Origin of the sequence: Mesorhizobium sp. BR1-1-13 (genome assembly GCF_020165515.1) — a bacterium.
Taxonomy (GTDB): Bacteria; Pseudomonadota; Alphaproteobacteria; order Rhizobiales; family Rhizobiaceae; genus Mesorhizobium.
In genome coordinates this window covers 24856-38801 of sequence record NZ_JAIUIH010000007.1, presented here as the reverse complement: position 1 = coordinate 38801, position 13946 = coordinate 24856, and the positions used below count along the sequence as shown (strand labels likewise).

The window sequence follows — 13946 nt, the reverse complement described above, 5'->3', positions numbered from 1 at the left end:
CCACGACTGTCGCCGGCCACGGCGCTCGAACCGATCGCATGAACTACAGACGCGACATCGACGGCCTGCGGGCCATAGCGGTGCTGCCTGTCGTCCTCTTTCATTTCGGCTTGTCCGCCATCCCAGGCGGCTTCACCGGCGTCGACATCTTCTTCGTCATATCAGGCTATCTGATCAGCGGCAGCCTGCTCGACGATCTCGAACGCGGCCAGTTCTCGATCGGCCGCTTCTATTGGCGCCGCGCGCGGCGCATCCTGCCGGCGCTGACCTTCGTCATCGTGCTAGCAAGCATTGCCGCCTGGTTCATCCTTTTGCCGTCGGACCTCAACGAATTCAGCCTCAGCGTCATCGCTGCCTCGACTTTCTGGTCGAACATCTATTTCTGGAAGACGACGAACTATTTCTCGATCGATGCCGCGCTGCGGCCGCTGCTGCACACATGGTCGCTCTCGGTCGAAGAGCAATATTACATCTTCGCGCCGATACTGGTGTACCTGATCTATCGCTATGCCTCGAAACGCTGGCTGACGATATTGCTGCCGATCGCGATCGGCAGTTTCGCCCTGGCGGTCATGGCGACCTCGATGGCGCCCACGGCGGGTTTCTACCTGTTGCCGACGCGCATCTGGGAACTGGCGCTGGGAGCCATGCTGATGCTGAGAAAGCCGCCGGCACTTGCCAGCCGGCCGGCAATGGAACTGATCGGCCTCGCCGGCTTCGCCATGATCGCCTTCGGCTTCGTCACGATTTCGGAGAGCGACCCGTTTCCGGGCTACAATGCCTTGTTCCCCTGCATCGGCACCGCCCTGCTCATCTATGCCGGCCACGACAGGGCGGGCGAACAGCGGCCGGCAACCATCGCCACGCGGGTGTTGCAGTTTCCGCCGCTGGTCTGGATCGGCCTTATTTCCTATTCGCTCTACCTCGTTCACTGGCCGATCAATTCCTTCGTCCATTACGTTTCGCTGAAAGCCATCGGCGTGCCGACGATCATCGCCATGACCGTGGCGAGCTTCGCCCTGGCGACGTTCTCGTGGAAATATGTCGAGCAGCCGTTTCGGCGGAAACGGGCCTACACCGCGCCGCTGCCCATCTTCGCCTTTTCCGCGACGGCGATCGTCCTGCTGTGCGTCGGCGGCGTGGCCGGGGCGCTCGGCAACGGTTTTCCGCAACGCTTCCCGGACTTTTCAACGGAACGTATCCAGGTTGGCGACTGGCGCAACGGCATCTGTTTCAACGAAGGCTCGAACCGGATCGAGGACTGGAATGTTGCCGCCTGCACCCGAACGCGCGGCTTTGCCACCAATGTGCTGTTGTGGGGCGATTCCTTCGCCGCCCATTATGTCTCGGGACTTGAAGCCAACGCCCAGAAAATCCAGGCCAACGTCATCCAATATACCTATGCCGGCTGCCCTCCGGACCTGACCTATTTTTCCTACGCCCGACCTGCCTGTACCAGCTTCAACGAACGGGCCCTGTCGATCATCCGCGAAGCCAACATTCAGGCGGTGATCCTTAGTGGCCGATGGACCGACTACCAGGTCAGGGGCTTCGGCGGTCTCCAGAAGACGATCGACCGGCTTCGCCAGATGGGCGTCAAGGTCTACGTCATCGGCCAGTCGCCCGAATTCATCGCCGACGTCCAGAAAATCGCCTTCTTCGCAAGACGGGGAGATACCGCGAACATGTCCTGGCCGATGGCCATGGACCCGGACATCAACAAGCGGGTGCTGCCCTTCGTCAAAGGCGCTGACTTCATAGACCCGCTGACCTATCTGTGCGACGCCACAGGCTGCTCGTATGCCGATGCCGGCAACAAGCAATTTCTCTATTTCGACTATGGTCACTTCTCCTCCGCGGGCGCAGCACTCGCCATCTCGAAATACTGGCCGAGCTTTGCCGCCGGCACCGAGATCGCGAAAGTGAAATAGCCGATGGAACCGGCATGCGGCGCGCTGGTCGCGGGGACGGTACCGTGTGGAAAGTAAGCCGCTTTGCGATTGCCCGATGGCCAGCCCTCATGGTAACGAACCTGCTGCGCGGGTATGATGTAATGGTAGCCTGTCAGCTTCCCAAGCTGAACGCGCGGGTTCGATTCCCGCTACCCGCTCCAGCTTGTGGTGCAAGGGGCTTGCGCCCTTGCCAAGCCGCTTCAACTATCGTGTTCGTGCGCAATTCCGGGAAAACCGCTCAAGCCGTTTTCCCGGCATGGCTTCAGAGCCAGACCCAGACGCGCCTGCGCCAGCAGCGGACACGACGGCGGCCGCGACGCCAATAGCTGCGGCAGACCCTGCGCCAGACGCGGCGACGCCTACGCCGTCCATAGGGACGATGCCACCGGCGATGCGAGATCTGCTCCACCTCGGCTTGATCGTCTCCTTCGAAGACGGCCGCATCCGCCCTGTCGAGGTCGTCCTTGTCGAGCTCGTCAAGGATTCCGTTGCCGTTCGGGACCCCGGCAACTGCTCTGCCGGGCCTGGCCAGGCCTGCAAAAGCAACTGCCCCCGCGACGCCAAGCATTCCAGTAAGAAACAACCGACGTTCCATCAAAATCTCCCGAGTTGTTTGCCATCGGCGTATCGTTCCCCGGCTCAAAACGAGCTCCGGCGCCAACGCCGACTGGCGTTTGAACGCACTTACCTGGTTTTTGTTCCGGTCACCCAACCTCGCGCAGGATGAAGTCATGCAGCATCTTCGCCGCCGGCGACAGCGCGCGGTTCTTCACCGTGATCAGGCTGTAAGGCCGGACCTCGATGTCGAATTCTGTCTGGACGACATCGATGGCGCCGGCCAGCCCTTCGGGATTCTGGATGAATTTCGCCACCTGGACCGAGACCGGCGCGATGGCGTCGGAGTGCGCGACCATGACCAGGGTCAGGAGCAGCGAGCTGGTGTTGAGGATGCGGTCCGGCAGCGCGATGTTGCGGTTCAGGAAATTGCTCTCCATGGCCTGGCGCAGCGGCGAGCCGCCGGACTGGAAAACCCAGTCATAGGCCGCGGTCTCCTCCAACCGCACCGCCTTGCCCTCGGTCAGCGGATGGCCCCGGCGCACGATCAGGCAGGCTTTCTCGACGCCGATCACACGGGACTCGAACAGCCGCGGGTTGAGATCGTCGGGGATGCGCGCGATGATGAAGTCATGGCGCGATGCGATCAACTCGCGCGCCAGCACGTTGGAGGTCTCGACCTGCATGGTGATCTCGATGCGCGGGTAGATGCGGCGGATTTCGCGGATCGCCGGCACCGCGAGCTCGATCGCGGGCGCCGTCACCGCACCAAGGAACACCGAGCCGCCCTTGCCCGCCTTGAGTTCGGAGATCTCGCGATCGACCTCGCGCATCTCCAAAAGGATGGAGCGCGCGCGCCTGGCCAACGCCTTGCCATAGGGCGTCAAGGTGACGCCGCGCGGCAGCCTTTCGCAGAGCGTGACGTCCAGCACGGCTTCCATCTCGGCGATCATGCGCGAGGCCGCCGGCTGTGAGATATTCATGACCTGGGCGGCGGAGCTGACCCGGCCGTGATCGTCCAGTGCTACGATCATGCGCATATGGCGCAGGCTGAGGCCGCTGCGCAGCAGGGTCTCGCCGTCACCGGGGAGCACCTCGTAACCTTCTGAAATCCCGCCAGGATTGCGCAACGTTGCCATGGATTTCCCTACGCTCCCAATGCCCTTGAGTTCAGCGTCAACGTATACCAGTTTCGGTATAGCAATCATCAAAGATCGCATTTGACAGTTATGGCAAAGGGACACACCCTTCGCGCGTCCTGGGGCGTGCCAGTCGATGACGAGGAAAATCGTGTCGATTGAAATCAGTCCCAGGGCCGATTGGGAGGATACCGGAGATCGATAGACGACAGCGGCGCTTGCGCTCCTGCTCGCCTGCGCGGCCCGCGAAGCCCCGAGGTGTCGCGTCCATCAACCAGGGAGAGTAATTGTGAAGATCATCAAGACGCTGGCCGCCGTCGCGGCCCTTGGCATCGCTGCCATGACCTATTCGGCGCACGCCGCCGACAAGGGTCTCGTCGGCGTGCTGATGCCCACCAAGACCTCGCAGCGCTGGATCAACGACGGCGACGCCGTCAAGTCCCAGCTCGAAGCTTTGGGCTATACGGTCGACCTGCAATATGCGCAGGACGACATCCCCAACCAGCTCAGCCAGCTGGAAAACGAAATCACCAAGGGTCCGAAGGCGCTGATCATCGCCTCGATCGACGGCACCACCCTGTCGGATGCGCTGCAGAAGGCCGCTGACGCCGGCGTCGTCGTCGTCGCCTATGACCGCCTGATCAAGAAGACGCCTAATGTCGACTACTACACCACTTTCGACAATTTCGGCGTCGGCGTGATCCAGGCGAATTCGCTGGTCAAGGGCCTCAAGGAGCGCTTCCCGAATACCAAGCCGTGGAACGTCGAACTGTTCGGCGGCTCACCCGACGACAACAACGCCTTCTTCTTCTACAATGGCGCGATTTCCGTCCTGCAGCCGCTGATCGACGACGGTTCGATCAAGATCAAGTCCGGCCAGACCGGCATGGACAAGGTCGGCACGCTGCGCTGGCTCGCCGCCACCGCCCAGGCGCGCATGGACAATCTGCTGTCGGCCAACTACTCGGACGGCAGCCGCGTCGACGGCGTTCTGTCGCCCTATGACGGCCTGTCGCGCGGCATCACCGCCTCGCTGCGCGCCGTCGGTTACGGCACGGAAGCCCAGCCGTGGCCGATCGTGACCGGCCAGGACGCCGAGACCGCCTCGGTCAAGCTGATCATCTCGGGCGAGCAGTACTCGACCGTGTTCAAGGACACCCGCGAACTGGCCAAGGCCACCGTCGAGCTCGTCGACAAGGTGCTCTCGGGCGGCAAGCCGGAAGGCCTCGACACCAAGACCTACAACAACGACGTCAAGGTCGTTCCCTCGATCCTGCTGACGCCGCATGAGGTCGACAAGTCGAACTACCAGGCTCTGGTCGTCGACTCCGGCTACATCAAGGCCGACGAACTGAAGTAAATTCGGTTGCATAACCAGGGGTCCTGCGCAACGCAGGGCCCCTTTTCGTTCACCAGCGACCCCGGTATTGTTGCGGGTCTCGCAGGAGCACTTTTACCATGGCCTCGACGATTTTGGAGATGCAGGACATCACCAAGACGTTTCCCGGCGTCAAGGCGCTGTCGAACGTCAACCTTCGGGTCGAGGAAGGCGAGATCCACGCCGTGGTCGGCGAGAACGGCGCCGGCAAATCGACGCTGATGAAGGTGCTGTCGGGCGTCTATCCCTCCGGCACCTATGACGGCCAGATCATCTTTCAGGGCCAGGAATGCCAGTTCAAAGGCATTCATGACAGCGAACGCAAGGGCATCGTCATCATCCACCAGGAGCTTGCGCTGGTGCCGATGCTGTCGATCGCCGAAAACATCTTCCTGGGCAACGAACACGCCCGATACGGCATCATCGACTGGAACGCCAATGAGGCCCGCACCAGCGCCCTGCTGAAGAAGGTGGGCCTCAAGGAGGACCCCAAGACGCTGATCACCAATATCGGTGTCGGCAAGCAGCAGCTGGTCGAGATCGCCAAGGCGCTGAGCAAGGAGGTCAAGCTCCTGATCCTCGACGAGCCGACGGCGTCGCTCAGCGAAAAGGACAGCCAGGCGCTGCTCGACCTTCTGCTCGAATTCAAGCGGCAAGGCATGACCTCGATCCTGATCTCGCACAAGCTCAACGAGGTGAACCGGGTCGCCGACAAGGTGACCGTCATCCGCGACGGGCGAACCATCGAGACGCTGTCCAGGAAGGACATTTCGGAAGACCGCATCATCACCTCGATGGTCGGCCGTTCGCTAGACGACCGCTATCCGCCGCGCGAGCCTGATATCGGCGAGGTCGTGTTCGAGGTGAAGAACTGGTCGGTCTATCACCCGCTCCATGCCGAGCGGCAGGTGATCAAGGGCATCGACATCAATGTGCGCAAGGGCGAGGTGGTCGGCATTGCCGGGCTGATGGGCGCCGGGCGAACCGAATTCGCCATGAGCCTGTTCGGCCGCTCCTATGGGCGCCGCATCACCGGCGAGGTGCTGCTCAAGGGTAAACCGATCGACGTCTCCTCGGTGAGCAGGGCGGTCGAACACGGCATTGCCTATGTGACCGAGGATCGCAAGACCTACGGCCTCAATCTCATCGACCACATCAAGCACAACATTACGCTGGCCAATCTCGGCGGCGTGTCGCGCCACAGCGTGATCGACGATTTGCGCGAGCTTGCGGTCGCCAACGACTATCGCAAGCAGACCAACATCCGCGCTTCCAGCGTCTATCAGATGACCGGCAATCTTTCCGGCGGCAACCAGCAGAAGGTGGTGCTGTCGAAATGGCTGTTCGCCGACCCGGAAGTGCTGATCCTGGACGAGCCGACGCGCGGCATCGATGTCGGCGCCAAATATGAAATCTATACGATCATCGCGCGCCTCGCCGCCGAAGGTAAGGCGATCGTGGTCATCTCGTCGGAAATGCCAGAACTGCTCGGCATCACCGACCGCATCTATGTCATGAACGAAGGCCGCATCGTCGGCGAAATGCCCGCGGCGGACGCAAGCCAAGAAAGAATAATGCGCGCCATCGTTCGGGGAGAAGGAAAAGCAGCATGAGCACGGAAAGCGCCCCCGCCCCGCAAAGCAACGTCGCCGAAGATGTAGGGCAGCGTCCGCGCATCGCCGTATCGGCGCTGGCGACGAACCTGCGCGAATACGGCCTGATCCTGGCGCTGATCGCCATCATGGTGTTCTTCCAGTTCACCACCTCGGGAACGCTGTTCAAGCCGGTGAACCTGAGCAATCTGGTGCAGCAGAACTCCTTCATCATCGTGATGGCGCTCGGCATGCTGCTGGTCATCGTATCGGGCCATATCGACCTCAGCGTGGGGTCCGTGGCCGGCTTCATCGGCGCGCTGGCGGCGATGATGATGGTGATCTGGCCTCTCGGCATATTCAGTAACCCGCTGGTGGTTTCCATCGTCTGCCTGATCGTGGGCGGGCTGATCGGCGCGGCGCAAGGCTACTGGATCGCCTATCACCGAATACCGAGCTTCATCGTGACGCTGGCCGGCATGCTGATCTTCCGCGGCATCTGCCAGGCGCTGCTCGGCGGCGGATCTTCGGTCGGACCGCTGCCGCCCGAGTTCAAGGCGCTCAGCTCCGGCTTCATTCCAGATGTCATCGGACCGCTGACGCTGATCCCGCCAACGGTGAATGCAGCCGGCAAGACGATTATGGGCAGCGGTCTGACGTTGCACATGACGACGATCGTGCTGGGCCTGATCGCCGTGCTGGCCTATGCCTATTTCGGGCTGCGGACGCGACGCAAACGCGAACGCCACGGCTATGAGGCCGAGCCCTTTACCCTGTTCGTCATCAAGACGCTGGTCGGCAGCGCGCTGGCGCTGTTCCTGGTCTACCAGTTCGCCAGCTATCGAGGCCTGCCGGTGGTGCTGCTCGTCATGGGCTTGCTGATCTCGCTGTTCGTCTTCGTCACCAAGCGCATGACGATCGGCCGTCGCATCTATGCGATGGGCGGCAATGCCAAGGCCGCGCAGTTGTCGGGCATCAAGACCGAGCGCCTGACGCTTTACGTGTTCGTCAATATGGGCGTGCTGTCGGCGCTTGGCGGCCTGATCATCGCGGCGCGCCTTGGCCAGGCCGTGCCGGCGGCAGGCCTCGGCAGCGAGCTCGACGTCATCGCCGCGGTGTTCATCGGCGGCGCCTCGGCGATGGGCGGCGTCGGTCAGGTCATCGGCGCGGTGGTCGGCGGCTTCATCATGGGCGTGATGAACAACGGCATGTCGATCATGGGCGTCAATGTCGACTGGCAGCAAGTGGTCAAGGGCCTGGTGCTGCTCGGCGCCGTTATCTTCGACGTCTACAACAAGAACAAGGCCTGAACAGATTTCAGGCGAGGCAAGCAGGAGGCATACGGTCGCGGCGCTGCCGGCAATTCGCCGGCTTGAAGAAGTCCTTCAGGGACCGGGCTCGCGAGCGCAATCCGGACGAAGAGTTCAACCCGTGGCACGGCCAGTCCGAGCCGCGCAGGTCAGGGTTTGCCAGAAGGCAGCCATGCCAAGACATATGAGAGAGGACTGATCATGCTGATCTCGCAGATTCTCGACGACGCCGAGACCATCCGTGTCGTTGCCCGCACGGGCGGCAAGACCCGGATCATCAACGGCGCGCGCAGCGTCTATTCGCTGGCGATGGAAGCCGCTCGTACCGGCGTCGGCCTTGCCGCGCTGATCGAACGCAAGGGGCTCGGCGAGACCGTCGATCTCGACGCCGCCTACAAGAAGGGGCGGCTGCTGTCGCCGATCAATCATCCCGATCCGGCGCATCTGCATCTGACCGGCACGGGGCTAACGCATCTCGGCTCGGCAGCGACGCGCGATTCCATGCACAAGAAGCTCAGCACCGACGGCGAGGAGCAGCTCACCGATTCCATGAAGATGTTCCGCATGGGGCTGGAAGGCGGCAAACCCGCGAAAGGCCAGATCGGGGTGCAGCCAGAATGGTTCTACAAGGGCAACGGCACGATGGCCGTGGCGCCGGGTGCCGCGTTGATGTCGCCGGCCTTCGCCAAGGACGCCGGCGAGGAGCCCGAGGTGGCCGGCATCTATGTCATCGGCGACGACGGCGCGCCGTTCCGGGTCGGCTTCACGCTGTCGAACGAATTCTCCGACCATGTGACCGAACGCGTGAACTACCTCTTCCTCGCCCATTCCAAGCTGCGCAACGCCTCCTTCGGACCGGAGATCCTAGTCGGCGACCTGCCCGCCGACATCAGGGGCTCCTCACGCATCTGGCGCGACAGCAAGCTGATGTGGGAAAAGCCGTTCCTGTCGGGCGAAGCGAACATGTCGCACACCATCGCCAATCTCGAACACCACCATTTCAAATATTCGGCTTTCCGCCAGCCGGGCGACGTGCATGTGCACATGTTCGGCACCGCGACCCTGTCCTTCGCCGACGGAATCAAGACCGAGGCCGGCGACGTGTTCGAGATCGAGGCCGGCGATTTCGGCCTGCCGCTGCGCAATCCGCTCGAAATCGAGCAGCCGGTGAAGGTGGCGGTGAAGGCGCTGTGAGGGTGGACATCACTTCCTTCTCCCCTGTGGGGTCCGAAGGGAGGGGCGAGACCCGTGGCTCGCCCCAGGGCAGTGGACCAGCGCGCAGCGCCGAGACGGTTGAGGGGTGCTGGCCGGAGTGAGGCGTTGGCGTTCCCTGGAACACCCCTCATCCGACCTCGCTTCGCGAGGCCGCCTTCTCCCACAAGGGGAGAAGGTAAGAAGCGTCTCAGATCTCAATAAATATCGAAATCGAAATACTTGTCCTGGATCTTCTTGTAGGTGCCGTCGGCGACGATGGCGTCGATGGCTGCGTTGAGCTTGTCGCGCAGCGCCGTATCCTCGAGACGCACGGCAATGCCGGCTTCGGTCTCGGTGCCCTTGACGTCGCCGACCATCTTGCAGCAACCGTCGCTCGCCTTCTTCATCCAGTCCATCAGCACGAACTTGTCGGAAAGGACGGCATCGAGGCGGCCGTTCTGGAGATCTGTGATTGCCTCTTCCTGGGTCGGATAGAGCTTCGCTTCGGCGCCGGCCTTGCCATAGACGTCCTGGGCGTAGTTAGCCTGCGTGGTCGCCGCCTGGGCGCCGACCGTCTTGCCGGCGAGTGCCGCCGATTCGGTCGAGGCGATGTCGCTGTCCTTGAGGGCGACGAGCGACAGCGGCGTCGTATAGTATTTGTGGGTGAACGCGACCTGCTTCTTGCGCTCCTCGGTGATGCTCATCGAAGCGATGATGGCGTCGAATTTCTTGGCCTGCAGCGCCGGGATGATGCCGTCCCAGTCCTGGGTGACGATCTCGCATTCGACCTTCATCTGCGCGCACAAGGCGTTGGCGATGTCGATGTCGAAGCCCTCGACCTTGCCGTCGGGCGTGATGGTGTTGAACGGCGGATAGGCGCCCTCGGTGCCGATCTTGATTTTCTCCGCCGCATGCGCCGACAGGGCGCCAGCACCAAGCGTCAGCATGGCGGCGGCCGCCGCCGATATGATCCATTTCGAAATCTGCATTTTCATTCCCCTTGAGCGCCGCCACGTCGGCGGCCGGCGAGGCAGCCAAGCATGGCGAGCCGGCGCAGGCAAGTATCTTGCCTGACGGTGATGAGCGTTCAGGGCGCGGCGCGAAAGTGCTTGGACAGCTTCAGGCCCTGCGCCTGGTAGTTCGAGCCGAGCTCGGTGCCGTAAAGCGCCTGCGGCCGCTTCAGCATATGCTCGTAGACCAGCCGGCCGACGATCTGGCCATGATCGAGGATGAACGGCACCTCATGGCTGCGCACTTCGAGCACGGCGCGGCTGCCGGTGCCGCCGGCCGCCGAATGGCCGAAGCCCGGATCGAAGAAGCCGGCATAGTGGACACGGAACTCGCCCACCAGTGGATCGAAGGGCGTCATTTCGGCCGCGTAGAGCGGCGGCACATGCACCGCTTCCTGGCTGACGAGGATGTAGAACTCGTCCGGATCGAGCACCAGCTCGCCGGCGCCGCTCTTGTGGATCGGCTCCCAGAAGTCGACGATCTCCTGCGCCGCGCGCTTGTCGACATCGACGAGGCCGGTATGGTGCTTGCCGCGATAGCCGACCAGCCCGTCACTGTCGCCGTTGAGATCGATCGACAATGCGATGCCGCCGCCGGAAATGTTCGGCGGTTCGGTGGCGACCAGCATTTCGGCCCGGTGCAATTGATGCAACTCTGCTTCCGAGAGCAGCGCATTGCCGGTGCGGAAGCGTATCTGCGAAAGGCGCGAGCCGGCGCGCACGACGATCGGGAAGGTGCGTGGACTGACTTCGAGATAGAGCGGACCATGATAGCCGGCGGCGATCTTGTCGAACTCGTGGCCGCGATCGGTCATCACGCGGGTGAAGATATCGAGCCGCCCGGTCGAGCTCTTGGGATTGGCGGACGCCGAAATTTCCGCCGGCAGCGCCAGGCTTTCGAGCAGGGGCACGATGTAGACGCAGCCGGTTTCCAAAACGGCGCCGTCGGCCAGGCTGATCTCGTGCAGCTTCAGCCGGTCGAGTTTTTCACTGACCTTGTGGTTGGGACCCGGCAGGAAGGACGCGCGCACCCGCCACGCCTTTTGGCCGAGCCTCAGATCAAGGCTGGCCGGCTGGATCTGGTCGGCGTCGAGCGCACGCGACGACTTCAGCGCGCCGGACTGGAACAGCGCCGCAATGTCCTGATCGGGAAGAATTCCTGTCTGCCGCAAAGTCTGGCTCCGCTCTGCTGGTACAAGTCTCTTAATGAAGCCGGCAATTGACGCAAGCGTGGCGCGGGTCTAAAGGGTCGTTATCCCGTGGTGATTTGGCCGGTCGGCTTGCAGCCACGTTAAACAAGTCGCTAAAGGACCGTCGGGCCGCAAGGCCGTATGGACCGGTTGCGACTTTTTCGCGGCCGGTTTTTTTGTGTTTGGATAGGACGATGACGAGCAAGACGCGCAACTGGAAGCCTCAGACCGCACTCGTGCATGGCGGGACCCTGCGTTCCGGCTTCGGTGAAACTTCCGAGGCGATATACCTGACCCAGGGCTATGTCTATGAGACGGCCCAAGCCGCCGAAGCCCGCTTCAAGGGCGAGGAACCGGGCTTCATCTATTCGCGCTATGCCAATCCGACCGTCGACATGTTCGAGAAGCGCATGTGCGCGCTCGAAGGCGCCGAGGACGCGCGCGCCACCGCGTCCGGCATGGCGGCGGTGACGGCAGCCCTCCTGTGCAGCGTCAAGGCCGGCGATCATATCGTTGCGGCGCGCGCCCTGTTCGGCTCCTGCCGCTGGGTGGTCGAGACGCTGGCGCCGCGTTACGGCATCGAGGCGACGCTGGTCGACGGCACCGACATTGCCAACTGGGAAAAGGCGGTTCGGCCCAACACCAAGCTGTTTTTCCTGGAAAGCCCGACCAACCCGACGCTTGAGGTGGTGGACATATCAGCCGTCGCTTCGCTTGCCAATTCGATCGGCGCGCGGCTGGTCGTGGACAATGTCTTCGCCACGCCGCTGCAGCAGAAGCCGTTGCAGCTCGGCGCGCATGTCGTGGTCTATTCGGCGACCAAGCACATCGATGGCCAGGGCCGTTGTCTCGGCGGCGTCATCCTGTCGGACAAGAAATGGATCGACGAAAACCTGCACGATTATTTCCGCCATACCGGCCCCAGCCTGTCGCCGTTCAACGCCTGGACGCTGCTGAAGGGCCTGGAAACGCTGCCGCTGCGCGTGCGCCAGCAGACGGAGAGCGCCGGCAAGATCGCCGATTTCCTGGCCGAGCAGCCGGAGATCGCCCGCGTCATCTATCCCGGCCGCGCCGACCATCCGCAGGCCGATATCGTCAAGAAGCAGATGTCGGGCGGCTCCACCCTGATCTGCTTTGACGTCAAGGGCGGCAAGCAGGGTGCCTTCGCCCTGCAGAACGCGCTCGACATCGTCCTGATCTCGAACAATCTCGGCGACGCCAAAAGCCTGATCACCCATCCGGCGACGACGACGCACAAGAACCTCAGCGACGAAGCGCGCGCCGAGCTCGGCATCGGACCCGGCACGCTCAGGCTGTCGGTCGGGCTGGAGGATACCGACGATCTGCTGGAAGACATCGCGCAGGCGCTTGAGGCCGCCAAATAAGGCCGGTCGAGGCATCGTCGTCCGCGTCGATCAGGCGCGCGATGGCGTCTCTTCCAGTTCAGCCGCCTTGGTGCCGATGGTCATGGCGTTGCCGCGCCAGTCGACCGCACGACCCAGCCAGCCGCGCGCCCAGATGGCGGGCAACATCAGGTCTCGTGCGATCATCGCGGTGACGATGCGCGGCGACAGATACCAGCCCTTTGCCGAGGCGAGCATGCATTCCGGCAGGTAGGCGAGCGCCAGCACGCAGAGCGCTGTCATGGGCAGGCTGACGCCGGCGCTGGCTGCGGCGATCAGCGCCAGCACGAGCGGAGCCGCCACGCCGGTCAGGATCTCGGGTGCGAAGAACAGCGGAAAGGTGACGCGGCGCAGGCGCGCCCAGCGGGCCTGGCGCGACCAGATCTCGCCCGGCATGCGCTGCCCGAGCGGCTGCTCGAAAGGCGAAGCGACGAGATTGACGCGCAGGCCCAGCCTGTTGACCAGTTTGGTCGACGCGGCATCCTCCGCGATCTCGGCGGCGAGCGCACGGATGCCGCCATTGGCGTCGAGCATCTGCTTGTTCCACAACATGCTCTTGCCCTGGGCAAAGCCGAGGCCAAGCGCCTCGCCGGCATATTGCCAGCGCGCCTGCAGCGTGTTGAGGAAGGCGCATTCGACTTCTGCCCAGAAGCCGTCGGGCCGCGAACCGATCGGCGTCGAGCAAACCAGGCCGGTGTCCCGCCGCCATGCCGCCATCAGGTGCTGGACGTAGTCTTTCGGCATCAGCACGTTGGAATCGGCGAGAATGACCCAGTCGTGGCGCGCAGCCTCCCAGCCCTTGACGCAATTGTTCAGTTTCGGGTTGGCGCTGATGCGGTCGTCGCCGGTAAGCAGGCGGGCCGGCACGGCTGGAAAGCGGGCGATGGCGGCGCGGATCGGCTTGACCGCGGGGTCGTCGGCATGGGCGACACAGAAGATCAGTTCGTAGCGCGGCCAGTCGAGCGAGAAAGCGCGCTCAAGCGTCTCATGGGTAAACGGCTCGACGCCGCGCGCCGGGATGACGATCGACACAGGCAGCGGCTTGCCGGCCGGCGGCGCGATGGCGGCGCGCCGTTTCAGGCGCGAACAGGCGAGCAGGATGCTGGCGAGATTTGAGGCGATGAGAGCGATCGAAAGCGAGCCGGTTATGAGAGCGAGTTCCATCGATATCCGGTCACTCCAGAAAAACCGGCCCGCCTGGCGGCCGTTTTCGACAGTTCGAC

Annotated in this window: 10 protein-coding genes, 1 tRNA gene and 1 riboswitch; of the genes, 7 read left to right on the top strand and 4 right to left on the bottom strand. The window is 63.1% G+C overall.

The features are described from left to right. Window positions 1–38: 38 nt before the first annotated feature. Window positions 39–1931, top strand: coding sequence for an acyltransferase family protein (locus LB533_RS17415; RefSeq protein WP_140639909.1), 1893 nt, complete (start codon window positions 39–41; stop codon window positions 1929–1931). Between the two features lie 108 nt (window positions 1932–2039). After that, a tRNA-Gly gene (locus LB533_RS17410) sits at window positions 2040–2113 on the top strand. 543 nt (window positions 2114–2656) lie between these two features. Here the strand turns inward: LB533_RS17410 and LB533_RS17405 are convergent. Further along, window positions 2657–3646 carry a LysR family transcriptional regulator gene (locus LB533_RS17405; protein ID WP_140513261.1) on the bottom strand — a complete coding sequence of 330 codons (990 nt, stop codon included), beginning with the start codon at window positions 3644–3646 and terminating at the stop codon, window positions 2657–2659. A gap of 289 nt (window positions 3647–3935) precedes the next feature. Here LB533_RS17405 and chvE point away from each other — a divergent pair, with 289 nt between their 5' ends. From chvE to araD1, 4 genes are all read left to right on the top strand, one after another. Next, window positions 3936–5006 (top strand): multiple monosaccharide ABC transporter substrate-binding protein, encoded by a 1071-nt coding sequence (gene chvE, locus LB533_RS17400; protein WP_140496611.1) that lies wholly within the window; start codon window positions 3936–3938, stop codon window positions 5004–5006. Window positions 5007–5104: 98 nt separating this feature from the next. Then, window positions 5105–6637 (top strand): multiple monosaccharide ABC transporter ATP-binding protein, encoded by a 1533-nt coding sequence (mmsA, locus tag LB533_RS17395; protein ID WP_140639911.1) that lies wholly within the window; start codon window positions 5105–5107, stop codon window positions 6635–6637. Continuing rightward, window positions 6634–7926: a multiple monosaccharide ABC transporter permease gene (gene mmsB / locus LB533_RS17390; protein ID WP_140496616.1), complete on the top strand. Its 1293-nt coding sequence runs from the start codon at window positions 6634–6636 to the stop codon at window positions 7924–7926. Before mmsA ends, mmsB begins: the two co-directional genes overlap by 4 nt. Window positions 7927–8127: 201 nt before the next feature. Further along, window positions 8128–9120 carry an AraD1 family protein gene (gene araD1, locus LB533_RS17385; RefSeq protein ID WP_140639912.1) on the top strand — a complete coding sequence of 331 codons (993 nt, stop codon included), beginning with the start codon at window positions 8128–8130 and terminating at the stop codon, window positions 9118–9120. A gap of 215 nt (window positions 9121–9335) precedes the next feature. On the opposite strand, the gene LB533_RS17380 is transcribed toward araD1, so the two are convergent. Together LB533_RS17380 and LB533_RS17375 are read right to left on the bottom strand one after the other, a co-directional pair. Next, window positions 9336–10109 (bottom strand): ABC transporter substrate-binding protein, encoded by a 774-nt coding sequence (locus LB533_RS17380; RefSeq protein WP_140639913.1) that lies wholly within the window; start codon window positions 10107–10109, stop codon window positions 9336–9338. A 98-nt stretch (window positions 10110–10207) separates the two neighbouring features. After that, a complete protein-coding gene (locus LB533_RS17375; RefSeq protein WP_140639914.1) occupies window positions 10208–11302 on the bottom strand; it encodes a 2'-deoxycytidine 5'-triphosphate deaminase in 1095 nt (364 codons plus the stop codon). A gap of 77 nt (window positions 11303–11379) precedes the next feature. Next, a riboswitch (SAM riboswitch) is annotated at window positions 11380–11457 on the top strand. Between the two features lie 57 nt (window positions 11458–11514). On the opposite strand from LB533_RS17375, the gene LB533_RS17370 reads away from it, so the two are divergent. Then, window positions 11515–12705: an O-succinylhomoserine sulfhydrylase gene (locus LB533_RS17370; protein WP_140639915.1), complete on the top strand. Its 1191-nt coding sequence runs from the start codon at window positions 11515–11517 to the stop codon at window positions 12703–12705. A 30-nt stretch (window positions 12706–12735) separates the two neighbouring features. Here the strand turns inward: LB533_RS17370 and LB533_RS17365 are convergent, their stop codons facing one another. Next, the gene (locus LB533_RS17365) at window positions 12736–13887 is read right to left on the bottom strand and encodes a ceramide glucosyltransferase (protein ID WP_140639916.1); all 1152 of its coding nucleotides are present in this window, start codon (window positions 13885–13887) and stop codon (window positions 12736–12738) included. Window positions 13888–13946 lie beyond the last annotated feature (59 nt).